Origin of the sequence: Leeia sp. (assembly GCF_041909055.1) — a bacterium.
Classification (GTDB): domain Bacteria; phylum Pseudomonadota; class Gammaproteobacteria; order Burkholderiales; family Leeiaceae; genus Leeia; species Leeia aquatica.
On sequence record NZ_JAYREC010000004.1, the window covers coordinates 1 to 25,362 of the forward strand.

Sequence of the window (25,362 nt, forward strand, 5' to 3'; positions counted from 1 at the left end):
GGGTGCCTTCGCCGGTGTTGATGCTGACCGAACTGCTGCCGAGGTTGTTCAGTTGCGCCAGCGTGAGGACCGTGCCTCCCACCGTGATGCTGCCTATGCCCGCTTGTGCGCTGATGGTGAAGCTGCCGTTGGTCGGGCCTGCGCTCTCCGGCAGCGTGCTGTCGGTGGCGTTGGCGTTGCCGTCGGTGTCCGGGATGGTGATCACCGGGGCGCCGTCGGTGTGGCCGTTGATGGTGATGGTCAGCTGCGCGGTCGAGGTGCTGCCGTCGGCGTCACGGATGGTGTAGCTGAAGGTTTCTGTCAGCGGCGGGCTGTTGTCGTTCAGCGCATTCACCGTGGCGTTGCTGTTGTCCAGCGTGTAGGTGTAGGTGCCATCACTGTTGAGCACCAGCGTGCCGTAGCTGCCGGTGCCACTGCCCACCAGGCTGACCGGGTTGCTGATCAGTCCGTCTGCTCCGCCTTGGTCGGCGCCGTTGCCGTTGTTCAGCAGCACGTTGCCGTTCACCGTGTTCGGGCTGGCGTCTTCCGTGATGCTGGCGTTGTCGTTTTTCGCAACCGGGGCGTCGTCGGTGATGCCAATGTCGAGGCTGTCTGTGCTGCTGACACCATTCGCATCCGTGACCTTGATGCTGATGTGGTCGACGATCGGGGTGCCGCCGCTGTGGGTCTGTACGTTCGGGTCGTAGCTGTAGCTGACCACGCCAGTGCCGGCGTTGTAGCCGGTCAGCACCAGGGTGCCTTCGCCGGTGTTGATGCTGACCGAACTGCTGCCGAGGTTGTTCAGTTGCGCCAGCGTGAGGACCGTGCCTCCCACCGTGATGCTGCCTATGCCCGCTTGTGCGCTGATGGTGAAGCTGCCTGCGGTGGCAGCTGCGGACTCGGACAGGGTCATATCCGTTGCATTGGTCGAACCGTCCGTATCCGGAATGGTCACCTTGGGCGGAACCGATGCCACAGGAGTAGCCGTTGAGTCCGTTGGCGTCGTAGTGGTGCCATCGTCCCCACGGGCCGTGTCACCAAATTCAAACCGGCGAGCAGCATCCGGGGAGCCAAACTCAAAGGACAAAGGCGGTACGCTTTCCACAATGCGCAGCAGGCGTACAAAGCCATGACCGCCATCGGTGCCATCACCCGCATTCAAACCTGCGGCGGTGGGGTCCAGCACCTCGTTCAGGTCCTGACCATTCTGAATGGCCTGCAACACGCCTTGATCATTTTGATTGAGCTGTGCAATGGCCGCTTCGGAGGCATCCGCAGCATGGGTGCCAAATACATCGGCCTCGATCAAGAGCTGGCGATTGCTCCCGAGTTCAATGGGAACCCCATCCGGGTTTTCCAGATCCACCTTGCCGCTGGGGCCGGTAATCAACATCTCACCGGCTTTGAGCACTTCCCCCACGGCTGCCGGGTGCTGTACCCCTTTGGCATCCCGCACCCAGGCTTTTCCCTGGATGGCAGTGATGATCAGCGTGGACTTAATGGTGGATTGGGAATCGCTCATGGTCTTTCCTCTGCTTGGCATCCGGTAATCCGCCCCGCTCAGGACGGACCTTTAATGAGATGCACAGTAGAGGAAAGCACGTACAAGCCATATTGTACTGAGGTACAACCTTGGGCGTATCCATGTAAAAAAATGTTACACACCTGAGCGCAAGGGGCTATTCGCCCCGGTTAGCGCCGGTTCAGCAACAAGGAGAGCTGCAGGCGATCTGCCACACCCAGCTTGGCAAAGCTGGAAGTCAAATGAGCCTTGACGGTTCGTTCGGTGATATCCAGGTCACGGGCAATCTGCTTGTTGCTGACACCTTGCGCCGCCAGTCGGGCCACTTGAGCCTCACGCTCACTGAGACGTCCCGCCAGCGGATCAGCTGCAGCCGGTGCCACACGCTGCTGCACGGCAGACAGCAAACGGGTGAGCAGCGCTCGCCCCACCCACAGCTCACCCGCAGCCACCACCTGCACCACCTGCTGCAACATGCCAGGATCGGCAAAGGCATGGCAATAGCCAACACAGCCCTGCTGCAAAGCAGTCAACCCGGTTTCTTCATCCGGAGCCCCGCTGCAGGCTACCCAGCGGTGGCGCTCACGCAGCAGCGGCCACGCCGGGTCTTGCCAGACGGGCGAGGCGAGCCCGTCCAGATCAAGCAACACGGTGTGTATTTCGCTCAACCCTGCCAGCTGCTGCATATCGGTCAACACATGGCCATGCGGCAGCGCAGCCAGCCAGCGCTTGGCCAGCAGGGTATCAGCGGTCAGGAAAATCAGCGGTGTTGAAGTCATCGCTCGGTCATGGCAGTGGCTTTGGCGCGCAGCACCGGTTTCATCAAATAGCTCAGAATGGTTTTCTTCCCGGTCAGGATATCCACCTCGGCCACCATCCCCGGAATGATCGGCAAGCGGCGCTCGCCGATGTACGCCTTCTTGGTGCGCACCCGGATCACGTAAAACGCATTACCTTTCTCGTCGGTAATGGTGTCAGCACCAATATGCTCCAGCGTTGCATCCAGTCCACCATAGATCGAGAAATCATAAGCAGTAAATTTCACCAGCGCTGGCTGGCCCGGGCGCAGGAAACCAATGTCCTTGGGCAAAATCTTGGCTTCCAGCAGTAGCGCATCGTCTGAAGGCACAACCTCGATGATGTCCTTGCCGGGCTGCACCACGCCACCCACGGTATTGATCATCAAGCGCTTTACTGTCCCGTTGACGGGTGAGCGTACTTCCGTTTGCTTGACGCGATCTGCCAGCCCTTCACTGCCCGCTGACAGGCTGTTCAGCTTGGCCATGGTTTCGGACAGCTCACCACGAACCTGATTGCGCGCCGTCAGCTCCACCTCCTGGATCTTGCGATTGGCTTCAGCAATGGAGGCTTGAATCCGGGGCATCTGCGCTGCCGCCTGGTCCCGCTCGCCCTTGCTGCGCGAGACATCCCGCTCCAGCCGCAGCAGCTCAACATCCGACACCGCCCCGCTCTGCACCAAGGGCTTGGTCTTGGCCAACTCTTTCGCTGCCAGCTCATAATTTTCGGCAGCCTGGTCACGCTTGGTTCTGACCTCGATCAACTCCTGGCTGCGCTGCGCCAGTTGCTGGCGGGCAATGGCGATGTTGGCCTCCATGCTCTGCATCGTGGACTCATACAGTACCCGCTCTTGCTCAGCAACTTGCGGCTGCTCTTGCAACACCTCTTCCGGCGCGATATAGGGCTTACCCTCTGACACCGCGCGCAAACGGGTGGCACGCGCCAATAACGACAGGTACTGTGCCCGGTTCTCTTTCAAGGAAGACTGCACCCGCGTCGGGTCAATCTTCAGCATCAGCTCGCCTTGCTTGACGAACTGTCCCTCGCGCACATTGATCATCGACACGATGCCGCCATCCAGGCTCTGTATGACCTGTACTTCACGTGAGGGGACAACCTTGCCTTCCCCACGAGTGACCTCGTCCAGCTCAGCAATCGAAGCCCACACCAGAAAAGCCAGCACCACCAGCAGTGAGACCCAGATAATGGTACGGGAGCGACGTGGCTCGTGCGCCACAGCCGCCCAGTCCCCCTCCCCGACCAGCTCCTCATCCAGCACCTGCTGGTTGCGGGTGGCAAAGTCCAGATAACGGTCCAGCAGGCTACGGCGTGCGGAAGGTTGCGACTTGCTCATGCTCAGGCCCTCCCGATCCGGCCCTGCTGCAGGGCTTCCACCACCTGCGCCTTGGGTCCATCGGCCACCACCTGGCCACCGTCAATCACAATCAGTCGATCCACCAGGTCCAGCAAGGCCGTGCGATGTGTCACCAGCAACATGGTCTTGCCACTGGCCAGCACCTGTTTCAGACGCGCCTTCAGGCGCTCCTCACTGGTATGGTCCATACCATTGGTCGGCTCATCCAGAATCAGCATCGGCGGGTCGGACAGCAAGGCGCGCGCGACCGCCACCGCCTGACGCTGACCACCGGACAGCGACTCGCCACGCTCGCCAATCACCATGTCAAAACCGGAGGGGTGCAAGTATGCAAACTCGGACACACCGGCTACATCCGCAGCCACCAGTACGTTGTTGTCGTCGGCAAACGGCGCGCCCACTGCGATGTTTTCACGCAAGGTACCAAAAAACAGCACCACATCCTGCGGCACGTACCCTATTGCCCGACGCAGTTCAGCAGGGTCGATCTGCCGCACGTCGATACCATCCACCGTCACCGAGCCCTCAGTGGGCTGATACAGCCCGAGCAACAGCCGTTCAATGGTGGTCTTGCCCGAGCCAAGGCGGCCAATGATGGCCACCCGCTCCCCGGCACGGATGCGGAAAGACACTTTCTTCAGCACGGGGTTATCGCGCCCCGGATAGGCAAACGTCACATCACGGAATTCAATGTCACCCTTGAAATGACTGTGATGCAGAAAGTTGGCATCAGCAGGGCGCTCAACCGGCATCTTCATGTAGTTTTCAATCGAGCCCAGTGAAGTGCGGGCACCATGGTACTGCATCAACAAGCCCGCCACCTGTCCCAGTGGTGCCATGGCACGCCCCGAGATCATGCCAGCGGCAATGAGCCCCCCCATGGATAACTGCCCGTCCGTCATCAGATACACACCGGCAATGATGACCGCCACACTGACCAGCTGCTGAATAAATGAAGCAAAGTAAATGGTGGTGTTGGACATCAGCTTGAGCTTGCCATTCACCTGGGAGAGGAACACCGTAGCGCGCTCCCAGCGCCGCTGCACATCAGACTCTCCGCCCATGGCCTTCAAGGTTTCAATACCGACCAGGCTTTCCACCAGCGTCGCATTGCGTTGTGCCGTGGCACGCTGGGTGGTCTCGGTCAGCGCCTCCATCTTGGCCTGCGCCACAAAACCAAAGCCCACCACGATCACAATGCCTACCGTCACCGGCAGCAGCAGCCAGGGGTTGATCCAGACCAGCACCAGCAGGAACAGCAGCACAAAGGGCAAATCCACCAAGGTGGCCATGGAAGCGGATGCGATGAAATCACGCACCGACTCAAACGATCGCAGGTTGGCCACGAAGGAACCCACCGAAGGGGGGCGGTTCTCCATGCGGATGCCCAGCACACGCTCCATGATCAGGGAAGACAACTGCACATCAATGCGTTTACTGGCCACATCCAGCACGTAGCCCCGCAGTACGCGCATGGCAAAATCAAACACCAGCACCAGCAAGGCACCAATCGCCAGTACCCACAGGGTCTCCAGCGCGTGATTGGGCACCACCCGGTCGTAGACCGTCATGGAAAAAAGCGGAAATACCAAGGCAAATACGTTGACCAGCACCGAGCTCAACAGGGCATCCCGATACAGGTGCCGCGCTTCCAGCATGGCGCCCCAGAACCAGTGCCGCGCCCGGACGTGTCCCAGCTCAGGCGCACGGTGGTCGAAACGAAACTTGGGACGGACAAAGGCGACTTGACCGGTATAGCGGGCCGACAGCATGTCCAGCGGCATGGTTTCCATACCCCCCGGAACCTCCGGGTAGCTGACCTTGGCATGACCATCCGCTGTAACTTCGTGCAGCAGACAGGCTTGCCGCCCATCCAGCAACAGAATGGCCGGCAACAGGGTATTGGCAATGTCCTTCAGGGGACGACGGATCACCCGTGCACTCAGCCCCCCACGGCCGGCAGCACGGGCCAGCAGACCCGGGGTCAGCCGGTTATTCACCAGGGGCAGTCCCGCGGACAAGGCCTCACGTGAGAGGGGGTTACCATGCAGCTTGGTCAGTTCAACCAGACAATCGAGCAGCGGGTCAAAGTGGGACTGGTTGTCACCAACGTGCCATGAACTCATCGGGTCATTTCTTCCGGCGTTGTATGGATGGTGCATGCTAACTGGACAGTCTTGGATGCTACCATCAGTCAGATCAATAATAGCAGCACCGGCATGATGCATGCTTGTTAAACATTGTTGCGGAAATGGGAATGATCGCCAACTTGAAACTGCAAGGCGGGAGCATGACGGACCCGGTATGGCTGTGCACCGAGGGTAAAACCACACAGGCCCTCACCGACTGGGTACGGGAAACCGGTATTCCATTGTACTGGCGATGCGGCCAGGGTACCTGTGGCGCCTGTGCGGTTCACCTGCATTACCCGGATGAAGCGACGCCACGGATCATCAAACTGAGCGGGAAGGAACGCAATGTCCTGCTGCGCCACGGCAAACTCACGGCAGAGCAGCATGCCGCAGAAACGCTATTGCAGACACCGCAATTGTGGCGATTGGCCTGCCATGTGATGGTGCAGCCCGGAGAAGCGCTGGAGGTCAGCTGGTAGTCAGGCGCAAGCCATCCCAGGCGAAGTCCATGCCGTCGGGCAACTGCGTGCGCAGTGCATTGGCATCAATGTCGTGAGTCATGTGAATGAACCAGGTTTGCTGCGCCTGAATGCGGCTTGCTGCCACCACGGCCTCATCCAGGCTCATGTGGGTGTGATGGGGGCGCTGCCGCAAGCAATCCAGAAACAGCAGCTCCAGGCCCTCCAGCAGCGGCCAGCTAGACTCCGGAATGGTCGAGACATCGGTCAGCCAGGCTACCTTGCCCACCCGATAGCCGAGAATAGGCCAGTTGCCATGTAGCAACGGAATAGGCGTCACCTGTACCCCTTGTACGGTAAAGGGGGCTTCAACCGGGTTTAGCGTCAATACCGGACGTTCCCAATGGGCAGTAGGTGGTAGCGTCACGTAGCCAAAGCGCTCTTCAATATTGCGCATGGTGAACGGATTGCCATACACCGGGATGGCTTGTTGCTGACGAAAGCAGAACGCGCGCAGGTCATCAATGCCATTGAGGTGGTCGGCATGGGGATGGGTATACAGCACCGCATCGACCCGGCTGACCTTCTCTCGCAGCATCTGAGTGCGCATGTCAGGACCGGTATCCACCAGCAGCTGCACGCCTTGGTGCTCAATCAAGCACGAAGCTCGGCTGCGCAGGTTACGCGGATGGGCCTCCGTACATACCGGGCAGGTGCAGGCAACAACCGGCGTACCCGCCGAAGAGCCTGCGCCCAGCACCAGGGCAGAGGTCATGCGGCCGCCCTGGCATGGTGGAACAGCCGGAAGAAATTATCGGTCGTCACCGAAGCGATGGTCGTCAACGGTACATTCCGCAGTACCGCGATTTCCTCAGCCACATGGCGCACCAGTGCCGGGTGATTCAGCTTGCCACGGAACGGTACCGGGGCCAGATAAGGCGCGTCCGTCTCGATCAGCATGCGCTCAAGCGGAATGCTTTGGGCCACCGCCTTGAGCTCCACCGCCTTCTTGAAGGTGACGATACCGGAGAAGGAAATATAAAAGCCCATCTCCATGGCCTGATCGGCAACCGACTGGCTCTCGGTAAAGCAGTGCAATACCCCGCCGACTTCACTCGCCCGCTCTTCACGCATCAGCCGCAAGGTATCCTCTGCCGCACTGCGGGTATGAATGATCAGTGGCTTGCCGGTTTCCCGAGCAGCGCGGATATGGGTACGAAACCGCTCGCGCTGCCATTCCAGATCACCCTCCAGCCGGTAGTAGTCCAGACCGGTCTCGCCAATGGCCACGACCTTGGGATGGTCAGCCAGGCGACACAGATCGGCTACACTCAGCTCAGGCTCACCCTGATGGTCTGGATGCACCCCGACTGAAGCAAACAGATGGGGGTACTGTTCCGCCAGCGCCAGCACCTGCGGCATTTCACGCTGGTTGACGGAAACGACCAGGGCATGACTGACCTGGTTCTCTACCATGGCGTTCAGGTAGTGCGGCAGATCCGCAGACAGTTCCGGAAAATTGAGGTGGCAGTGTGAATCGACAAACATGGAGCACGACAGTCTGCCGGCCGAGGCCGGCATTGGACATTACATGGTGTGGGTAGACCGGTTGGACTGCAAATGCCCTCCCAGAATGCCCTCGATCTTGTTGCGGGCGGCGGTGCCGAATTCATTGTTGCTGAACTGGACACCGATGCCTTGCGAGCGGCTGCCCTGCGCCCCTTGCGGCGTCACCCAGACCACCTTGCCCGTTACCGTATACTTGGTAGGCTCATCCAGCAGGGTCAGCAGCAGAAACACCTCATCCCCCAGATTGTACTGCCGGGGTGTCGGTACAAACAGGCCACCACCCGTGATGAAAGGCATGAAGGCCGCATACAGGCTGGCCTTTTCCTTGATGGTGAGGGACATGACCCCAGGGCGGGTCAACGGGGCTTTCGGTGCTTCAGCCATGGCTTATCCAATCCATGCAAACAACATGACAGGCGCAACCATACCGCGCCCGCCCTTGAAATGCAAACTACGCGCTTAGCCTGCCGCCCGCTTCTGCCACAATCCACGGTAGGCAAACAGCCATTGTTCCATCACCAGTTTGGCATTCAACGGGTGGGTAAGCAAGGGTTTGGCCTGTTGTACCGTGTTCAGGCACGCCAGCAGCGCCTGACGATCGGCTCGGGCGGCCAGCGCTTGCAGCGCTTCCTGCCTGGCAGGGTAATAGCGTGGCATACCGGCGCTAGTCACCTGCAGCAGGTCATGCAGCCACTTGCTGATCCAGTCATGCAAGGCAGGCAGCGGCAGCTTGCTCCAGCCTGTGACCAGGGAAACCGGCTCCTGCTTCGGGCGAGACAGCCACTCCACCACCTGCTGCCACTCGCCTGCCCAACCTTCCTGCTGATAGCGCTGCGCCAGCAAAGGCATGCCCCCCGCCAGATCCAGCAAGGCATCCGGCACCTGCCCTTGCGTCTGCAACCATTGCCGGGCCTGCTGCGCTTCCGGCATGGGCAGCAGCACTTGCTGGCAGCGGCTGCGAATGGTGGGCAGCACACGATGTAGCTGATCGCTGACCAGCAGAAACATGACCCGCTCCGGCGGCTCTTCCAGCGTCTTCAGCAATGCATTGGCTGCATAGCTGTTCAAGCGGTCGGCAGCTTCCAGTAGCACCACCCGCAAACCCTGCCGATGTGAGGAGAGCTGTACGAATTCGGCCAGATCCCGAATCTGCTCAATACTGATCCATTGGCCGCTACGCTTGCTGGCCTCGCCCTCTTCCGCGGCTTCTACAGCCAGCCCGATGCGTCGAAAGTCCGGGTGGGTACCCTGTGCCAGCCAGTTGCAGGCCGTGCAATGCCCGCACGCGTGACCATTTGCCTGAACCTGCTCGCACAGCAGACTGGCGGCCAGGGCCTGGGCAAACTGTTGTTTACCGATACCGGCATAGCCGGTCATCAACAAGGCATGCGGCAGACGCTGGCGGCGCTGGTGGAGCTGCTGCCAGGCATCCGCATGCCACGGCAAGGGTTGCTGCACACGGGCTTCAGCGGGCGTGTCGGTCACAGTAAGCCTCCATCACGTGCTGCAGCTCCTGTTGAATGGCATGCAGACTGCGATTGGCATCCACAATGCAGAAACGACCAGGGTCTGCCGCCGCGCGTTGCAAATAGGCATCACGGACGCGGCGGAAAAATGCAATGTCCTGCTGTTCAAAGCGGTCTGGGTCTCGCGCCAGGCGTACTCGCTCGTAGCTCACCTCGGGCGGCACATCAAACAGCAAGGTCAGATCCGGCTGCAAGTCAGCATGTACCCACTGCTCCAATACCGCCAGCCGCGCGGCAGGCAAGCCTCGGCCACCGCACTGATAAGCGTAGCTGGCATCGGTGAAGCGATCGCAAATCACCCAGTTCCCCTGGGCCAGCTGAGGGCGTACGAGCTCGTCCAGATGCTGCTGGCGGGCAGCAAACAACAGCAGGGCTTCGGTATCCATGCTCATGCTGTCATGCAACAGCAGCTCACGCAGCTTCTCGGCCAGCGGCGTACCACCTGGCTCGCGGCTGACGACATGTGGGATCTCTCGCTCCGCAACAAACTGCACCAGCCAGTGCAAGTGGGTGGTCTTGCCCGCACCATCCACCCCTTCCAGCGATATGAACTGTCCGCGTGCCCCTGCCATCCGCAGTCTTTCCTTCACCCTGTACCACAAAACAACACGGCCCCTTGCGGGGCCGTGCCTCACATACTTGCCAAGGCGGCTTATACGCCCAACTGCTCCACCCAGGCCAGCGAACCCATATGCGCCTTGTTCAGCAGCTCCGGGCTGATCTGCACCTGTTCGGCCAGACGTTCGATCTCACCGGCCTCCGGATTTTCGCACGCGATCGCCAGTTTGAGGAAGGGGCCATACATGCCTTCCTGCGTCAGCAGCGCATCACTCACCGTCTCCGGCAGCAGCAGGTTTTCCAGCACCTTGTCCATCGGCATTTCCAGCATCACATCCAGCAGCGAGAACACCCCGACAATGAACAGATTGTCACGGTCGATGCCATCAAGGAAATGCTCACCGATCAGCTCAACGAAACGGCCACGGGTCACCGCCATCTTCATCAGGGCCGATGCACCGGGATTATCTGCACCTGCCGTTACCAGCAGCAGGGTCAGCCAGCGATACAGCTTCTGGTAGCCCAGAATGGTCACCGCATGCCGGAAAGACTGGATCTCGCAAGAGAGGCCAAACCCCGCCGAGTTGATGTAGCGCAACAGCTTGAACGACAGTGCCACATCCCGCTTCAGCGCTTCCTCAATCTGCTTGATCTCGGCATTGTTGCGCAGCATGTTGAGCAGGGAGAGGATGTTGGCATAAGCCGGGTTGATCACCTTGGCGGTGAGGGTTTCCGGGTGCGCAAAGTAGTAGCCCTGGAAGGCGTCAAACCCGGCGTCGTGCAGGCGGCGGAATTCTTCCTTGGTTTCCACCTTCTCTGCAATCTGCAGGGCTGGATACTTGCGCAACTGCTTGGACATGGCAATGGCATTATCCAGACCCAGCTCGCGCACATCCAGCTTGACGTAGTTGGCCACCTCCAGAAAAGGGGCCGTCTGCGGGGTAAGGACAAAGTCATCCAGCGCGATGGAGAAGCCCTGCCCGCGCAGTTCACGAGCGCGTTCAACCAGTGCCTGAGTCGCATTCACCGTTTCAACAATTTCCAGCACAACGCGTTGCGGGTGCAGCAGTTCCAGGAAATTACTCTGTAGCATGGCCTGCGCCACATTGATGAAGGCCAGCTTGTTGCCGACCAACCATTCAGCACCCATATTGGACAGGGTATTAACCAGCACATTGGTCCCGGCCTGCAGATCACTGGAAAACTCAGCAGTGGAGGACTCGGCATGCAGGCGGAACAGCAGCTCATAACCGATCAATTGTTGCTGCCGATTCAAGATGGGCTGGCGTCCGACAAACGCGTTGTTATTGGCTGGTGTATTCATATTCCCGTTTTCCCGCGCCCAGGATTGGGCGCGTTTTGACTCCGTGTCTTGAATCAGGCCATTTCGAACAGGGTCCCCGCCTTGTCTGAACCCAGTTCAGCCAGCAGGTCTTCCATGTCGAGTACCAGCACCACGGAGCCGTCCCCGGAGAGGGTGGCGCCCGCGATGCCTTTCGGCTTGATATTTTGCAACGGTTTTATCACTACGTCATCCCGTCCGACGAAAGTTTCGATCGCCAGGACAAAAGAATTTTCAGCAGACTGCATCAACACACCAAAAGCGGGAGGCTTGGTGTCTTGCCAGCCAATCAGGCTGGCAAGAGAGCGCACTGAGAGAATCTCGTCACGTACCACCATGGTCGCCTTGCCAGATACTTGCTGGATGTCCTCCTTGGACAGCGGAATGATCTCGCGAACCATGGCCAGTGGCACAGCAAATGGCTGGTCGCAGACGCGGACCACAAGCACCGGCAGAATCGCCAGGGTCAGCGGCAGGCTGATGGTAAAGCGGGTACCTTCGCCCGGGATCGACTGAATGTCGATACGACCATTCATTTTCTGGATGTTGGTTTTCACCACATCCATGCCGACACCGCGGCCAGACACATTGGAAATCTGGTCCTTGGTCGAGAAACCCGGCAGGAAGATCAGCATCAGGCTCTGCTTGTCATCAAGGTTATTGGCCTCTTCAGCCTTGATGACGCCCTTCTCGATGGCTTTCTGCCGGATCACTTCCGGTTTCATGCCTTTACCGTCATCCGTAATTTCAATGACGATGTGGTCACCGACTTGTGTTGCCGTCAGTTGCACCAGGCTTTTCTCTGGTTTGCCGATCATGACCCGCTCTTCGCGCGTTTCAATGCCGTGGTCAACCGCATTGCGCACCAAATGCACCAGAGGATCGTTCAAATCCTCGATCATGGTCTTGTCGAGCTCGGTCTCTTCACCCGTGATCACCAGCTCGACATCCTTGCCCAACTGTCGAGCCAGATCGCGAGCGAGCCGCGGATATTTCTGGAACAGCCGGCCTATCGGCTGCATGCGGGTTTTCATCACCGCGTTCTGCAGGTCGGACACCAGCAAGTCCAGTTGCCCGATCGCTTCATCCAGCGCACGCAGGGTCAGTGCATCATTGCGCCCCTGCAGGATGTCACTGCGCAGTGTGGTCAGCCGGTTTTTGGTCAACCCGATTTCACCAGACAGGTTCAACACCTGATCCAGGCGGTTGGTATCAATACGGATGGTGGTTTCTGGCGCAGCCAGCTGTTGTACGCCTTGCGTCGGAGCCGAAGCAGCACTGGCAGCGGCCGCCGGTGCAGCACGAGCCACACCCGGGCTGGGCACCAGATTGGCAGCGGCCGCAGGTTTGGCGGGCGCCTGCTCCAATGCGGCCTGGCTTGCGGGTGCGGCAGCCGGTGCCGCTGGAGCTTGCGCTGGTGCAGCCGCCGGAGCCGACACTGGCGAACTGCCCAACAGGCTGTTGTACAGGTGGTTCCAGTCAGGCTCCCCACCCCCATTGCCCACGGTAGAGACCGCCGCAGGTGCGGCCGACGCCACGGGCGCCGGTTCCGGTGCAGGTACGGCAGCGGCAGGTGCAGCATCCGGTGAACGGCCTTCCAGGACCGCATCCAGCGTATCAAGCAGCTGTTGCGGTGCCGGCCCTGGCTGACGACCTTGCGCCAGATAGCCAAACATGTCACGCACTACAGCGGTTGCCGCCAGAATCTGGTCCATGATCCCGGCTGTCAGCTGCATTTCATCGTTGCGCAGCTTGTCGAACAGGTTTTCTGTCCGGTGGCAAAGAGTTACCAAAGGATCCACATTCAGGAAGCCTGCGCCGCCTTTAATGGTATGGAAGCCGCGAAAGATATCATTCAGCAGCTTCTTGTCACCAGGGCGCTTCTCCAGCTCCACCAGTTTGTTGTCGACATCAGACAGCATGTCGGAGGACTCTGTCAGGAAATCCTGCAGCAGGTCTTCCATTCCACCAAATTCACTCATGACGTTTTCCTCATGACGAGACAGTCGACATCCAACTCCACACCCGCTCGCCTGGCTTAGAAGCCCAGACTGGCCAACAGATCATCTACTTGCGACTGGTCAGTGACCACATCGCTGCGACCTTCGGCACTGATCACAGGACCATTCTCCAGTTGACCGTGTACTTCCGGCTTCTTGGCGGCACCTGGGGTATATTCCACCAGGAAGTTGTACAGCTGAACTTCCATTTCCTTGGCCATCTCGACGATCTTCTTGATCACCTGGCCCGTCAGATCCTGGAAGTCCTGCGCCATCATGATGTCCAGCAACAGGCTGTCTGTCTGCCGGGCATCCGCGTGGGTACGCTGCAGGAAGCTGCGGGTTTCCCCCACCAAGGTCTTGAACTCATCCACGCTCAGCTGATTGGCAAACAGCTTGTCCCAGCGTTGTGACAAAGCTGCGGAGTCATCGGTCAGTTTTTCCTGCAGTGGTTTGGCCTGATCCACCGCACTCAAGACCTTCTCAGCGGCTTGCTCGGTCAGTTTGGCCACATAGGCCAAGCGATCCCTCGCATCTGGAATGGCTTCTGCCACCACTTTTTCAATTGACTTGTCGAAACCCAGCTCACGCAAGGTATCGTGCAGCTTGCGCGTCATCATGCCGATCTGGGTGAACATGGACTTGGCCGGCTCGGACATGGCTGACGGGTCCATACCTCCGCTGGCAAAACTTGCCGCTTCAGGCGCTGCCTCCGCAACGGCTACCGGAGCAGCGGGCTCGGCGACCACAGGTGCTGGTGTTTCTTTTGCAGTATTGGCCGAAACAATGCTGTCAAACAGTGCTTCCAGATCGGCGGAGTCTCCGCTCTCAAAATTCCTGTTGGTCACATTCGCCTCCTGTTATTTTCCGAGGTTCTGGAAGATTTTGTTGAGCTTCTCGTCTAGCGTGGCCGCCGTGAAGGGCTTCACGATGTAGCCACTGGCACCAGCCGTCGCAGCCTCAATGATGTTTTCCTTCTTCGCCTCTGCCGTGATCATCAGGAAGGGCAATTGCTTCAGGTTAGGGTCTGCCCGAACCGCCCTCAGCAATTCAATGCCGGTCATATTGGGCATGTTCCAGTCGGACACCACGAAGTCAAACTGGCCATTTTGCAGCTTGTGCAGGCCAATCTGCCCGTCTTCGGCTTCATCCACATTGGAGAAACCCAGTTCCTTCAGCAAATTCCTCACGATGCGACGCATGGTGGAAAAGTCATCCACCACCAGGAATTTCATGTTCTTGTCAGTCATGCTTGCCCTCTCCAGTCAGCCAGATGGCCATGTTGGCGTTTTAATTGATCAACAGCGGCTTGATGGTTTCCGCCAATACCACAGGATCGAATTTTGCCACATAAGCGTCCACCCCAACGCTGCTTCCCATGGCCCGGTTGGCATTGGAAGACAACGAAGAGTGCATGACCACTGGAATACCACGGAAACGCTGGTCCCCTTTGATATTCTTGGTCAGCACGTAGCCATCCATCTCAGGCATTTCGGCATCGACCAGGATCAGCTTCAAATGGTCGCGCAGCATTTCTCCATCACCGAACACCCGGTTGGCCAGGTTCTGCAGCTTGTCCCAGGCTTCCTTGCCATTATTGGCCTGGTGATACTTGACACCGATCTTGTCGAGCACGCCGGTGATTTCTCGCCGCGCCACCACGGAGTCATCACAGAAGAACATGTAGATGTCATCACGCACTTCACCAACCTGAACATCGGGGATCACCTTCTCACCGATCACCGAAGCCAGAATCTGCTCGACATCCAGAATCGACACCAGCTTGCCGTCCGGTAATTCGGTTACGGCCGTAATCAGACCTTGCCCTCCGCCCGCCAGCACTCCCTCCGGGGAGCGGACCTTATCCCAGTCCACCCGGATGATGCGGTCCACGTCATGCACCAGAAACGCCTGGGTATGCCGGCTGAACTCGGTCACAATCATGGTCTGCTCACTGCTCTTGATCGCCCCCGGGCTGACGAACTTGGCCAGTGAGATGATGGGGATGATGTTCCCGCGCAGGGAAATCACCCCTTCCACCCCAACCGGCATATTCGGCGTCTTGGTGATGTGTGGCGTCTGCGACACCTCACGCACCTTGAACACGTTGATGCCGAAAATCTCACCGGTCCCCAGAGAGAACAGCAGGATTTCCATCTTGTTGGACCCCGCCAGCTTGGTACGGGCGTCTATGCTTTCCAGCAGGTTTTCAGGCGTTTTACCGGACATGGGATCGACCTTCCGTAAGCGACATCACACTCATTCTTCCACCTGAAGCAGGCGGGTCAGCGTTTCAGCAAGCCGTTGTGGTTCAAACTTGGCCACGTACTCATCCACCCCGACGGAGTACCCCAACTTCTGGTTCTGCATGCCGGACAGCGAGGAATGCATCAGCACCGGGATGCCACGGAAACGCGGGTCCGTCTTGATGTTCTTGGTCAACATGTAACCATCCATTTCCGGCATTTCCACGTCGGTCAGGATCAGGTTGACGATATCTTTCATCTCCTGGCCATTGGCTTCAGCCAGAGCGGCCATCTTGTCGAGCTCTTCCCACGCCCGCTTGCCGTTGATGGCAAAGTGGTATTTAACCCCCATGATGTCCAGCGTCGTCGCAATCTGTTTGCGCGCCACGGTGGAGTCATCGGCAAAATAGATGGTGCGGGGCTTGGGTACTTTGCGAATATTGGCGTAGCTGAGGGAGTCATCGTAGCTGCTGGTTTCTGCCAGCACTTTTTCCACGTCCATCATCATCACCAGCCGGCCATTATCCAGCTCGGTCACCGCCGTAATGATCCCCCCCATCTGCGCGGTCAGCATGTCCGGCGGTACCCGCATCTGCGACCAGTCCAGCCGCAGGATGGTATCCACGGCCTCCACCAGAAAGCCTTGGGTATGACCGTTGTACTCGGTCACGATCATGATCTCGGGGCGGGAGGTGGTTTGTACACCCGTGTATTTGGCCAGGTCCACCACCGGCACCAGCGCGCCACGCAGGCTGACCATCCCTTCCACGCAGGCCGGCATTTCCGGTGCATGGGTGATTTCCGGAGTCCGCATCACCTCCCGCACCTTGAACACATTGATGCCGAAGTTTTCGCGGCGACCCGTGCGCTGATCCATCCCCAGCGTAAACAGCAGGATTTCCAGCTTGTTGGTCCCTGCCAGTTTGGTCCGTGCGTCGATTTTTTTGAGTAGTTCAGACACGTTGACACTCCATTCAACTTGGCCGGATTAGACGGAGTTACTGCCCAGCCTATTCGCCGCCAAGTGGCTTGCAACGGCAATTTGCGGCTGACTAGTTACATTCTGTGCATAAAACTGGGGAGTTGCAAGGTAAAGATTTGTGCAATTGACGCAGTGACGGGGCTTGAAGCCGGGCGGGCGGCACCGGGCGCAGGCGGCAAGTGCTACAAGTCTCTGAAGTGGCATGAAAAAACGGCGGGTTTCCCCGCCGTTTCCTGTTACCGCGCATTGCCGGTCTTTATGAGCCGATCACGCCACCATCCGTGCGACGGATCACCACCGTAGCAGCACGCGGGCGTCCGCCAAACGGCCAGCTGCTGACTGCCTTCGGGTTTTTCGGGTCCGAACGCTCGGACGCCGGTTCACCCGGGTGCTGAATGTTGATGAACATGGTCTTCATGTCAGGCGTTGCGGTAATGCCGGTGATTTCGCAGCCCTTGGGACCCGTCAGGAAGCGGCGGATTTCACCGCTCTTGGTATCCGCCACCAGCATCTGGTTGTTACCCATGCCGGCGTACTCTTTGGCATTGAGCGTACTGGTGGACACATCGGTCTGAATCCACAGCAGGCCACTCGGGTCAATCCACAGGCCGTCCGGGCTACCAAATGCATCACCCTTGATATTGCCCTTCAGGTTGGCATCGGCCAGCGCCGGGTTACCCGCCTGCACGAACAGATCCCACTTGAAGCTCAGCGCATGGCTGTCACCATCTTCGCGCCAGCGGATGATCTGCCCAAACAGGTTATTCTTGCGCGGGTTGGCCGCATCCACGCCCGGCTTACCGTCCTTGCCACGATCGCTGTTGTTGGTCAGCGTGCAGTACACTTCCTTGGTGCGCGGGTCCACCGTCACCCACTCCGGGCGATCCATCGGCGTAGCACCGACCTTGTCGCCCGCTGCACGGGCGCGGATAACCACATCAGCTTGGTCAGCAAAGCCATTGGCCGCTGTCAGCCCATTCTTGCCATGGCTCAGCTCGATCCATTGGCCGGAACCATCGGCGTTGAAACGTGCCACGTACAGCGTGCCTTCATCCAGCAGGTTCATGTTGGCAGCGCGGTCGTTCGGGTTGTAGGCATTGCGCGAAACAAACTTGTAGATGTACTCAAAGCGCTTGTCGTCGCCCATGTACACGACAGCACGGCCATCTGCAGCCAATGTCACGGTGGCGCCTTCGTGGCCCATGCGGCCCAGCGCAGTACGCTTGACCGGTCGGCTGCTCGGGTCAAACGGGTCAATTTCCACCACCCAGCCGAAGCGATTGGCTTCATTCGGCTCTACGGCAGCGTCAAAGCGCTTGTCGTGCTGATGCCAGTTGTAGCCCGCGCCTTTCGGGTTGATACCGTAGCGCTTTTCGTTGGCATTTGGATTGGCAGATACAAAGTGGTCCTGCCAGTTTTCTTCACAGGTCAGGTAGGTGCCCCACGGGGTGTAGCCGTTGGCGCAGTTGGAGAAGGTACCCAGCACTTCGCGGCCGCTCGGGTCGGCATTGGTCTGCATGCTGGCGTGGCCTGCAGCCGGGCCGGCAATATCCATCGGCGTGCTGGCGGTAATGCGGCGGGCAAAACGGGACTGCACCACTTGCCAGCGGCCACCCCGGTTCTGCACTTCCACGATCGAGACGCCCACCGCAGCCTGAGCCTTGCGTACCTTCTCGGCACTCCAGTTCTCCGTGCCATCCGTGTGCAGCAGACCATCATCCACATACTCGTGGTTCATGGCCAGCAAACCACGCTCCGAGCTTTGTGAACCATAGGGATAGGGGAAAAACCACATGCCATCATGATGCATGCCTGCTTGCAGCGCCTGCTCAGCTGCCGTATTGCTGGCATCCTCCTTGAAAGCCGGCATGCCTTTCAGGCTGCCGATCGGGTCACCCCAGGCATACATCACATCAGCACGATAGCCCGGCGGGACGATCACTTTGTCTTCGGTAGACAACGGTACGGCGGTGAAACCCAGGCGGCCGGCACCCACGGTACTGCCACAGGCGGTCAGGCTGGCAGACATGCCGGTGACCATGGCGGTCGCCACCGTGGCTTGCATGAAACCACGACGCGACAGACGGGTATTCAGGATGCTGGAAAACGGTTCGCTCGAGCTGGGGTTCAGTACCAGCTCGGCGTTGCAGTAATTGTCACTCATTGGTCACCCCCGGTTGAAGAGGACCAAAATGTAACAACGGATTATGACACCACTGTGAAGCCTGAACGCCCGTACACGTTACTTACAGCGCACCGCTGAAAGTATTTTCCTGCGTAGTGCTGGCAGGCGCCTCCACTCCCATGAAGGCCAAAATCTCATCTTTCTGCTGCATGGCATCCTGATAACCCAGCCGGATCAGGTCCCGGGTATACGGCGGCTCAAACAGCAGGTAACTGGCCAGCACCGAGCCCCCCCGACGCAATGCACCAATACCGCGCAGCAGGTAGCGCACGGCCCAGGGAAAATGCATAGAGTGCTGCGCTGCCAACGCCTCCAGCGGTTTAGAGGGGGCTACCAGCAGCACGTCCACCTTACGCATGGGGATACCCGCCTCCTCCAGCTTGTTCTCCGGGATCAGATCAAGCAAGCGGTTCAATACCTGCAACCGCTCCAGATCATTTTCGAGGCTGTCCAGAAATGTGCCATTGAGCAATTGTCCGGCCACCTGCGCCAAGGAGGGGTGACTGCTGATCTTGTGTCGCTCCGGGGTTCTCGCGTGTGGCGATACCCCGATCACCAGCACCTTGCTGGCACCAAAGTGCAAGGCCGGGCTGACGGGTGCATGCTGGCGGATCGAGCCATCACCAAAGTACTCCCGGTGAATGCGGGCAGCAGGGAAAACCAACGGAATGGCCGACGAAGCCAGCAGATGCTCCAGCGACAGCGTGCAGGACACCCCTACCCGCTGGGCGCGTTGCCAGTTATGGCAAGGATCACCCTCATAGAAACAGACGGACTGCCCACTGCTGTAACCCAGCGCGGTTACGCTGACTGCTTTAAGGTTATCCGCCGCCACCGATGCTTCAATATTGCGAAAGGTAATTACCTTCTGCAGGAAGGCTTTGAGCGGACTGTTGTCCAAAAAGGATCGCGGATTGCGCCGCCCCATCCCGCCCAGCAAAAACGACGCCAGCCAGTAGAGTATCTGCTTGCTCACCCCGGCAAAATCAGAGCGGTAGATGCTGTGGCAATGCAGCGTTTTCCACACCAGCTCCAGCTGGTGGATACCCGCGTGGAATCCGGATGGCTCGGCAGCCAGTGCCGTCGCATTGATGGCACCAGCACTGGTGCCCACAATGATGCGAAACGGGAAGCGCCGCTCGGGTGGCAATAGTTTGGCTATCGCCTTCAGTACACCCACCTGATACGCCGCACGCGCACCGCCACCCGACAGTATCAGCCCGATTTCATGCTGTTTTGCTTGCCAGCGTGATGACATATGCCCCTCTCGCTACCCGCTGTAGCTTTCTTTCCAGCATATGACAGCCCTGCCCGGTGCGCCAGCTTGCTCTTTAACGTCTCAATCACTCTGCAGCAGGCTCGACCTCTCCCACCAGTTCGGTCTACCCCCAACGATAAAGCGCCTCCAGCAAGGACCGCCAGGACACACCAGGGGCTCGCTGTCTGTACTGCTGCAAGACCGGCAAGCGCTGGTGGGCGACTTGCTGGCTTCCGGCATCCTGCTGGGTGGCGTGATCTGGCATGGCCGCCCCAAGCAACCTCCGTTTGAAGATGACCCGATACAGGTTGGCACCACACTGCAAGGCATGCTGACAGGAGGGACGGAGCGTTTCTACATGGGGCACGGTGGACCGTTGGACGCCGCTGCAGTGGCACGCCACAGTCATCGTCTACTCCAGCACAAGACGCAGGCTGGGTAAGGCCAATCCTGCCACGCCATGCTAACATGCCATTATCATTGGAAAGGTAGATGTCATGATCAAGCATGCTTGGGTAGCACTGATAGCAACGTCGAGTCTTGCCGCAGCAGCGGCAGAGCCCGTCTGGACCAGTATTCGCTCGGCGGAATGTACCCCGGTCACCCACGCTGCCAGTGGCAAAATGGCGGATGATTACCGCCACTGCAAAGGCATGAACGGCTGGCAGCTGTGGGTAGGCAGCGCTGACAGCCAGCCGGACAGCTGGTTACTGCTAGGGCGAGGCCAGAACGTGTGGAACACCCATGCCTTGCTGACCAACCCGCAGCGCTGGGGCCAATTTGCCGGTCTGGGTGCCGACAAGGTGGAATGGCAGCAATCCGGCGGCACCGTCACCGGCCTCATCTTCCGTGTCAATGGTCAGCAGGACGATGGCCGCAAGCAATCCCGTTTGGTCGCCCTGAAGCTCAGTCCCCAGGCCGTACGCTATTGTGGCGATGCCGACACCATAGAGGGCGCCCGCGCCCTATTGGAGCAAGACCAGTGCAGCACACCGCTTCCCGCGAAGCCCTTACAATGCTTGCATCAAGCGCCGGGCGCAGCGGGATGTCAGTGATGCGGTGTCCGGTTTCCACCAAAGCAGGACGCCTGCCAGCAAGCGCCACCTGATGACTGCGCTAGGCTGGCAGGCACCATCCACAAGGAGCCCCTCATGTCTGCCGCCCGCCACAAGCTGATCCTGTCCCTGCATTGCCCCAGCGCAGCGGGCCAAGTGGCCGACATCTCCCATTTTTTGCACGAACGTGGCTGCTATATCGACGAAATTGCAGTGTTTGATGATGAAGACGAACAGCGCTTCTTTGTCCGCTGCGTATTTCACCTGGAACAAGGCCAGGCACCTGATCTGCCCGCCTTGCGCGGTGCCTTCCAGCCGATTGCTGATCGTTACCAGATGCGCTGGGCACTGCATGACAGTGAAGCGCGCCCCAAAGTACTGCTGATGGTGTCCAAGCTGGACCACTGCCTGAATGATCTGCTCTACCGCTGGCGCATGGGTGACATCCTGATGGACATCGTCGGCGTGGTGTCCAACCATCCCGACCTCGCCAGTCTGGTCACCCCGCACGGCATTCCCTACCACCACCTGCCAATCACCCCGGACACCAAACCACAGCAGGAAGCCGACCTGCTGCAGATCATCGACCAATCCGGTGCTGAGCTGGTGGTGCTGGCCCGCTACATGCAGGTGCTGTCACCCGAGCTCTCCCGTCAACTGGCGGGCCGCGCCATCAACATCCACCACTCCTTCCTGCCTGGCTTCAAGGGTGCCAAACCCTACCACCAGGCCCACGCCCGAGGAGTCAAGCTGATCGGCGCCACCGCCCACTACGTGACCGACGATCTGGACGAAGGCCCGATCATCGAGCAAGTTGTAGAACGTGTCGACCACGCCTTCCGCCCGGAACAACTGCTCGCCACCGGCCGCGACATGGAATGCCTCGCCCTCGCCCGCGCCGTCAAATTCCACCTGGAGCGCCGCGTCTTCCTCAACGGCAACCGCACCGTGGTGCTGCGTTAGGCTGATACCGGTCAAGAAAGACGTATATTCTCAGTATGTCCGGCCAATTGTTTGGACATGACGATGCCGACCCTTAACACCTTCATCCGACTGGGGCACGACACTCCTAAGGATGCTCTCTGCAAGTGCAAAAAAACGTACGGAGTCGTACAGAGTTTGATAAGCAACCGGAGCAGCAACAGCTGTCCCGGCTGCTTAACCCCGCGTGTGCGGGGAACAGGCTTTGTGTGACCTTAAGCTCGGTCCAGCCCCGCGCCTACGGGGAACTGCAACTACACTCTACCACGTAAGCGCCTTCAGCCCGCAAAATACTACAAAAAATCATGAGACCTTAAGCTCTTTAAAAAAACTTGCAACGAATCTTTGAGCAGGTGTAGGATACCCCTACCATCTCTTGCACTTGGGGTCACTATCGCCATGCAATACTACTGGAACACAATCACTACCTTCTTGCTTGAACATCAACTCCTGCTTACCAGCAGCATTCTTGCCTCGGTCGCAACAGCCCTTGCCATTGCATGGAATCTGAGTAATCGCATCAAATACATTGACACCCCTAAAGGCCGAGTCAGCTTCTTTAGAAATAAAAATCATGATGACTAACCCTTACGAAGGGTGTCGCCCATCCTGTCCATATGGACAGGCAGGTGCTGCCACGACCGTTGTGGGCATGCCAGAATGCCCGGCATGTCTTCATCCCCTGTCGTGATGCACTCCTCCTGTTGGCGTTACTGGGGCAAAGCCCATCCGGAAACGCCAGACCACGCCCGTTGGCACCTGCTGGTATTGCATGCGCTGGATGTCGCTGCGGTGATGGCCGCCTTGCTGGAGCACGATCCGCGCTGGCTGTCGCAGCAAGCCGATACACTCGGGCTGCCGCCCGCGCAACTGCGGGATACGATGGTGTGGCTGGCCAGCCTGCACGACCTCGGCAAGTTTGCCCGCTCCTTCCAGAATCTTTACCGGCACGAGGCAGCGGAGCTGGTACCGTTTCAGCCGGGCATGCCCTACACCCTGCGGCACGACAACCTGGGCTGGCTGCTGCGCGACGCAGGCATCCTGCCTGAGCTGCCGCCGTCCTGGCTGTCTGCCGTCCTGGGCCATCACGGCCAGCCGCCTACGGATCAGGATGACACGCCACTGGCCCGCATCTTTCCGCAGGAGGACCAGTCCGCTGCCCTGCATTTTGTGGAGGCCATGCAGGCGCTACTGCTGCCAGACGGCCCCCCGCCACGGCACCGCCTGACCAAGGAAGCGGACAACCGTTTCAGCTGGCTACTGGCCGGTTTAGTCATGCAGTCCGACTGGCTGGGTTCCAACCAGCACTGGTTTCCCTATCACGAGCAGCCCCCGGCCTCGCTCGCCGCCTACTGGCTATACGCCTGCCAGCAGGCACGACAAGCCGTTGCCGCATCCGGCCTTTGCCCGGTGCCCGCCGCCCCATGGGTGGGTGCCGAGCGGTTGGCAGAATTGCTGCCCTGGCTCGCTCACCCTACTCCGTTACAGCAGCATGCCGCAACCGTTGCACTGCCTGCCGGGCCGCAGCTTTTTTTGCTGGAAGATGTCACCGGCGCAGGCAAAACCGAAGCCGCACTGATTCTGGCCCATCGCCTGCTGGCCGCGGGCGAGGCAGACGGGCTGTACTTTGCACTACCCACCATGGCCACCGCCAACCAGATGTACACCCGCGTAGGCCAGGCCTACCACAAGCTGTTTACCCCACCACCACAGCCCTCCATCATGCTGGCCCACTCCGCACGGCGACTGGTGGATGAATTCAGCCAGTCCCTGCATCCCGCAGGCCTGCGCTATAGCCAAGGGCAGGATGCAGACCTCAGCGCCAGCCTCTACTGCAACCAGTGGCTGGCGGACAGCAACAAGAAAACCCTGCTTGCCCATGTGGGCGTCGGCTCCATTGACCAGGCCCTGCTGGCCATGCTGCCGGTACGCCATCAGGCCATGCGCATGACCGGCCTGCACCGCAAACTGCTGATTGTGGATGAAGTGCATGCATACGATGATTATATCCTCAGGCTGCTCAGCGCCCTGCTACAGCATCATGCCACCCAAGGTGGCAGTGCCATCCTGCTCTCGGCCACCCTGCCACTGACAGTACGCCAGCAGCTGCAGCAAGCCTTTGATGCCGGGCTGGGCCTGCCGGAACGTGAGCATGCCGTGGCGCAGGCCTACCCTTTGGTGACCCGGCTGGACCGCAGCGGTATCCACCATCATGCCTGCGACACCCGGCCCGAAGTGCGTCGTCAGGTGTGTATCCAGCCAATGCATGATCTGGACCAAGTCATCGCCATGATCGTGCGGGAGGCCGAAGCCGGGCGCTGCCTCTGCTGGATACGCAATACCGTGGGCGATGCCCGCAGCGCCTGGCAAGCGCTCCAGGCCTACCTTCCGCCCGAGCGGCTGACGCTCTTTCACAGCCGCTTTGCGATGGGGCACCGGCTGGAGATTGAAAACCACGTCCTGAGCCGGCTCGGCAAGGAAGGGGGCTCGCAGGAACGGCGCGGACAGGTGCTGATCGGTACCCAGGTACTGGAGCAATCGCTGGACTTTGATGTAGACATCATGGTCAGCGACCTCGCACCGATTGATTTGCTGATCCAGCGCGCCGGGCGGTTGCAGCGCCACACCCGGCAGCAAAATGGCGACCGTAGCCTGGTCGAAGCACGCCCAGCCCCCATACTGTACCTCTACGGCCCGGCGGACACCGACCATCCGGAGGCCAACTGGTACAGCAGCTACTTCCCCACTGCCTGCTACGTCTACCCAGACAGTGGCAAGCTGTGGCACGGCCTGCGCGCGCTGCTGCGCGCTGGCGCAATTCATTCCCCCGGCATACCAGAGCAAGCCGGAGGGGTGCGACAACTGGTCGAAGCAGTCTATGGTGAGCACGCCGAGGCCATCCCGCCCGCCTTGCAAGCCGCCGCAACCAAGGCCGAGGGCGACGCCAAAGGCAAGCGCAGCACAGCCAGCTTCAATGTACTCCATCCCAAATACGGCTACCTGCGCCAAAACCAGCGCTGGGACGAAGAAGCCCGCTACGCCACCCGCTTGGGTGAAAACAGCGTACAGCTCTACCTCGCCACCGTAACCGAGCAGGGTGAACTGCAGCCACTCTGCCAGAGCGGCGAGCTGCATTTGCGCTGGGCGCTATCCACACTGCGGCTGGCTGAACGCAAAGCCAAAACCCTGCACCCGACCTTGGCACACCAGCACGCGACAGCCCTGCAAACCCTGCGCAACCGGCAGCCCTTGCTGCGCGACGACGACCTGATCCTGCCCCTCACCCCGGACGGACAAGGTGGCTGGCTGACGCAAGTGCTGGACCAAGGCGGCAAGGAGAAAACCCTGCGCTATAGCCTGGAAGGCGGGCTGGAGGCATGACGGGACCGGTAGTGA

22 protein-coding genes are annotated in these 25,362 nt (G+C 59.5%); 5 read left to right on the forward strand and 17 right to left on the reverse strand.

Annotation, left to right across the window (positions count from 1 at the left end; genetic code table 11):
* The 4 genes from ACE3O2_RS10930 to ACE3O2_RS10945 all read right to left on the reverse strand — a co-directional run.
* On the reverse strand, positions 1-1,501 hold a 1,501-nt coding region (locus ACE3O2_RS10930; protein ID WP_374337430.1), incomplete at its 3' end, for a retention module-containing protein.
* A 170-nt stretch (positions 1,502-1,671) separates the two neighbouring features.
* Entirely contained in the window at positions 1,672-2,280 is a 609-nt protein-coding gene (locus ACE3O2_RS10935) for a LuxR C-terminal-related transcriptional regulator (RefSeq protein ID WP_374337432.1), read from the reverse strand.
* Positions 2,277-3,653 (reverse strand): HlyD family type I secretion periplasmic adaptor subunit, encoded by a 1,377-nt coding sequence (locus ACE3O2_RS10940; protein WP_374337434.1) that lies wholly within the window; start codon positions 3,651-3,653, stop codon positions 2,277-2,279. The genes ACE3O2_RS10935 and ACE3O2_RS10940 overlap by 4 nt, the downstream gene beginning before the upstream one ends.
* Positions 3,654-3,655: 2 nt before the next feature.
* A complete protein-coding gene (locus tag ACE3O2_RS10945; protein WP_374337436.1) occupies positions 3,656-5,800 on the reverse strand; it encodes a type I secretion system permease/ATPase in 2,145 nt (714 codons plus the stop codon).
* 131 nt (positions 5,801-5,931) lie between these two features.
* Between ACE3O2_RS10945 and ACE3O2_RS10950 the strand changes: the two genes are divergently transcribed.
* Positions 5,932-6,285, forward strand: a complete 354-nt coding sequence (locus ACE3O2_RS10950) for a 2Fe-2S iron-sulfur cluster-binding protein (RefSeq protein ID WP_374337438.1) — start codon at positions 5,932-5,934, stop codon at positions 6,283-6,285.
* On the opposite strand, the gene ACE3O2_RS10955 is transcribed toward ACE3O2_RS10950, so the two are convergent.
* The 13 genes from ACE3O2_RS10955 to ACE3O2_RS11015 form a co-directional block, all read right to left on the reverse strand.
* Positions 6,275-7,039 carry an MBL fold metallo-hydrolase gene (locus ACE3O2_RS10955; RefSeq protein WP_374337439.1) on the reverse strand — a complete coding sequence of 255 codons (765 nt, stop codon included), beginning with the start codon at positions 7,037-7,039 and terminating at the stop codon, positions 6,275-6,277. The two genes, ACE3O2_RS10950 and ACE3O2_RS10955, sit on opposite strands and share 11 nt — an antisense overlap.
* On the reverse strand, positions 7,036-7,812 hold the full coding sequence (locus ACE3O2_RS10960) for a TatD family hydrolase (protein ID WP_374337440.1): 777 nt from the start codon (positions 7,810-7,812) through the stop codon (positions 7,036-7,038). Before ACE3O2_RS10960 ends, ACE3O2_RS10955 begins: the two co-directional genes overlap by 4 nt.
* Positions 7,813-7,851: 39 nt before the next feature.
* The gene (locus tag ACE3O2_RS10965) at positions 7,852-8,217 is read right to left on the reverse strand and encodes a PilZ domain-containing protein (RefSeq protein ID WP_374337442.1); all 366 of its coding nucleotides are present in this window, start codon (positions 8,215-8,217) and stop codon (positions 7,852-7,854) included.
* Positions 8,218-8,292: 75 nt separating this feature from the next.
* Positions 8,293-9,318: a DNA polymerase III subunit delta' gene (gene holB, locus ACE3O2_RS10970; protein WP_374337444.1), complete on the reverse strand. Its 1,026-nt coding sequence runs from the start codon at positions 9,316-9,318 to the stop codon at positions 8,293-8,295.
* Positions 9,299-9,931: a dTMP kinase gene (tmk, locus tag ACE3O2_RS10975; protein ID WP_374337446.1), complete on the reverse strand. Its 633-nt coding sequence runs from the start codon at positions 9,929-9,931 to the stop codon at positions 9,299-9,301. Before tmk ends, holB begins: the two co-directional genes overlap by 20 nt.
* A gap of 80 nt (positions 9,932-10,011) precedes the next feature.
* On the reverse strand, positions 10,012-11,241 hold the full coding sequence (locus tag ACE3O2_RS10980; RefSeq protein ID WP_168877034.1) for an EAL and HDOD domain-containing protein: 1,230 nt from the start codon (positions 11,239-11,241) through the stop codon (positions 10,012-10,014).
* 53 nt (positions 11,242-11,294) lie between these two features.
* Complete coding sequence (locus tag ACE3O2_RS10985) at positions 11,295-13,241, reverse strand: chemotaxis protein CheA (protein ID WP_374337448.1); 1,947 nt, start codon at positions 13,239-13,241, stop codon at positions 11,295-11,297.
* A 56-nt stretch (positions 13,242-13,297) separates the two neighbouring features.
* On the reverse strand, positions 13,298-14,107 hold the full coding sequence (gene cheZ / locus ACE3O2_RS10990) for a protein phosphatase CheZ (protein ID WP_374337451.1): 810 nt from the start codon (positions 14,105-14,107) through the stop codon (positions 13,298-13,300).
* A 12-nt stretch (positions 14,108-14,119) separates the two neighbouring features.
* Positions 14,120-14,509 carry a chemotaxis response regulator CheY gene (gene cheY, locus ACE3O2_RS10995; RefSeq protein ID WP_168877037.1) on the reverse strand — a complete coding sequence of 130 codons (390 nt, stop codon included), beginning with the start codon at positions 14,507-14,509 and terminating at the stop codon, positions 14,120-14,122.
* A 40-nt stretch (positions 14,510-14,549) separates the two neighbouring features.
* Positions 14,550-15,488, reverse strand: a complete 939-nt coding sequence (locus ACE3O2_RS11000) for a chemotaxis protein (protein WP_374337454.1) — start codon at positions 15,486-15,488, stop codon at positions 14,550-14,552.
* A 30-nt stretch (positions 15,489-15,518) separates the two neighbouring features.
* Positions 15,519-16,466 (reverse strand): chemotaxis protein, encoded by a 948-nt coding sequence (locus tag ACE3O2_RS11005; RefSeq protein WP_168877039.1) that lies wholly within the window; start codon positions 16,464-16,466, stop codon positions 15,519-15,521.
* Between the two features lie 277 nt (positions 16,467-16,743).
* Positions 16,744-18,651 carry a PhoX family phosphatase gene (locus tag ACE3O2_RS11010; protein ID WP_374337456.1) on the reverse strand — a complete coding sequence of 636 codons (1,908 nt, stop codon included), beginning with the start codon at positions 18,649-18,651 and terminating at the stop codon, positions 16,744-16,746.
* A gap of 82 nt (positions 18,652-18,733) precedes the next feature.
* Complete coding sequence (locus tag ACE3O2_RS11015) at positions 18,734-19,930, reverse strand: patatin-like phospholipase family protein (RefSeq protein ID WP_374337458.1); 1,197 nt, start codon at positions 19,928-19,930, stop codon at positions 18,734-18,736.
* A gap of 214 nt (positions 19,931-20,144) precedes the next feature.
* Here ACE3O2_RS11015 and ACE3O2_RS11020 point away from each other — a divergent pair, with 214 nt between their 5' ends.
* The 4 genes from ACE3O2_RS11020 (at position 20,145) to cas3 (ending at position 25,347) form a co-directional block, all read left to right on the forward strand.
* Positions 20,145-20,372 carry a hypothetical protein gene (locus tag ACE3O2_RS11020; RefSeq protein WP_374337461.1) on the forward strand — a complete coding sequence of 76 codons (228 nt, stop codon included), beginning with the start codon at positions 20,145-20,147 and terminating at the stop codon, positions 20,370-20,372.
* 55 nt (positions 20,373-20,427) lie between these two features.
* The gene (locus ACE3O2_RS11025; RefSeq protein ID WP_374337463.1) at positions 20,428-20,985 is read left to right on the forward strand and encodes a hypothetical protein; all 558 of its coding nucleotides are present in this window, start codon (positions 20,428-20,430) and stop codon (positions 20,983-20,985) included.
* A gap of 96 nt (positions 20,986-21,081) precedes the next feature.
* Entirely contained in the window at positions 21,082-21,948 is an 867-nt protein-coding gene (gene purU, locus ACE3O2_RS11030) for a formyltetrahydrofolate deformylase (RefSeq protein ID WP_374337465.1), read from the forward strand.
* Between the two features lie 687 nt (positions 21,949-22,635).
* On the forward strand, positions 22,636-25,347 hold the full coding sequence (cas3, locus tag ACE3O2_RS11035) for a CRISPR-associated helicase Cas3' (protein WP_374337467.1): 2,712 nt from the start codon (positions 22,636-22,638) through the stop codon (positions 25,345-25,347).
* Positions 25,348-25,362: the final 15 nt, after the last annotated feature.

Excerpts from the sequence above, each read along its gene's own strand:
- ACE3O2_RS10960 (WP_374337440.1), bottom strand. The coding sequence starts at position 7,812 with ATGTTTGTCGATTCACACTGCCACCTCAATTTTCCGGAACTGTCTGCG.
- ACE3O2_RS11025 (WP_374337463.1), top strand. The coding sequence starts at position 20,428 with ATGATCAAGCATGCTTGGGTAGCACTGATAGCAACGTCGAGTCTTGCC.
- ACE3O2_RS10965 (WP_374337442.1), bottom strand. The coding sequence starts at position 8,217 with ATGGCTGAAGCACCGAAAGCCCCGTTGACCCGCCCTGGGGTCATGTCC.
- ACE3O2_RS10940 (WP_374337434.1), bottom strand. The coding sequence starts at position 3,653 with ATGAGCAAGTCGCAACCTTCCGCACGCCGTAGCCTGCTGGACCGTTAT.
- tmk (WP_374337446.1), bottom strand. The coding sequence starts at position 9,931 with ATGGCAGGGGCACGCGGACAGTTCATATCGCTGGAAGGGGTGGATGGT.
- ACE3O2_RS10950 (WP_374337438.1), top strand. The coding sequence starts at position 5,932 with ATGATCGCCAACTTGAAACTGCAAGGCGGGAGCATGACGGACCCGGTA.
- ACE3O2_RS10945 (WP_374337436.1), bottom strand. The coding sequence starts at position 5,800 with ATGAGTTCATGGCACGTTGGTGACAACCAGTCCCACTTTGACCCGCTG.
- ACE3O2_RS10955 (WP_374337439.1), bottom strand. The coding sequence starts at position 7,039 with ATGACCTCTGCCCTGGTGCTGGGCGCAGGCTCTTCGGCGGGTACGCCG.
- ACE3O2_RS11000 (WP_374337454.1), bottom strand. The coding sequence starts at position 15,488 with ATGTCCGGTAAAACGCCTGAAAACCTGCTGGAAAGCATAGACGCCCGT.
- purU (WP_374337465.1), top strand. The coding sequence starts at position 21,082 with ATGTCTGCCGCCCGCCACAAGCTGATCCTGTCCCTGCATTGCCCCAGC.
- ACE3O2_RS11015 (WP_374337458.1), bottom strand. The coding sequence starts at position 19,930 with ATGTCATCACGCTGGCAAGCAAAACAGCATGAAATCGGGCTGATACTG.
- cas3 (WP_374337467.1), top strand. The coding sequence starts at position 22,636 with ATGTCTTCATCCCCTGTCGTGATGCACTCCTCCTGTTGGCGTTACTGG.
- ACE3O2_RS10985 (WP_374337448.1), bottom strand. The coding sequence starts at position 13,241 with ATGAGTGAATTTGGTGGAATGGAAGACCTGCTGCAGGATTTCCTGACA.
- ACE3O2_RS11010 (WP_374337456.1), bottom strand. The coding sequence starts at position 18,651 with ATGAGTGACAATTACTGCAACGCCGAGCTGGTACTGAACCCCAGCTCG.
- cheY (WP_168877037.1), bottom strand. The coding sequence starts at position 14,509 with ATGACTGACAAGAACATGAAATTCCTGGTGGTGGATGACTTTTCCACC.
- ACE3O2_RS10980 (WP_168877034.1), bottom strand. The coding sequence starts at position 11,241 with ATGAATACACCAGCCAATAACAACGCGTTTGTCGGACGCCAGCCCATC.
- ACE3O2_RS10935 (WP_374337432.1), bottom strand. The coding sequence starts at position 2,280 with ATGACTTCAACACCGCTGATTTTCCTGACCGCTGATACCCTGCTGGCC.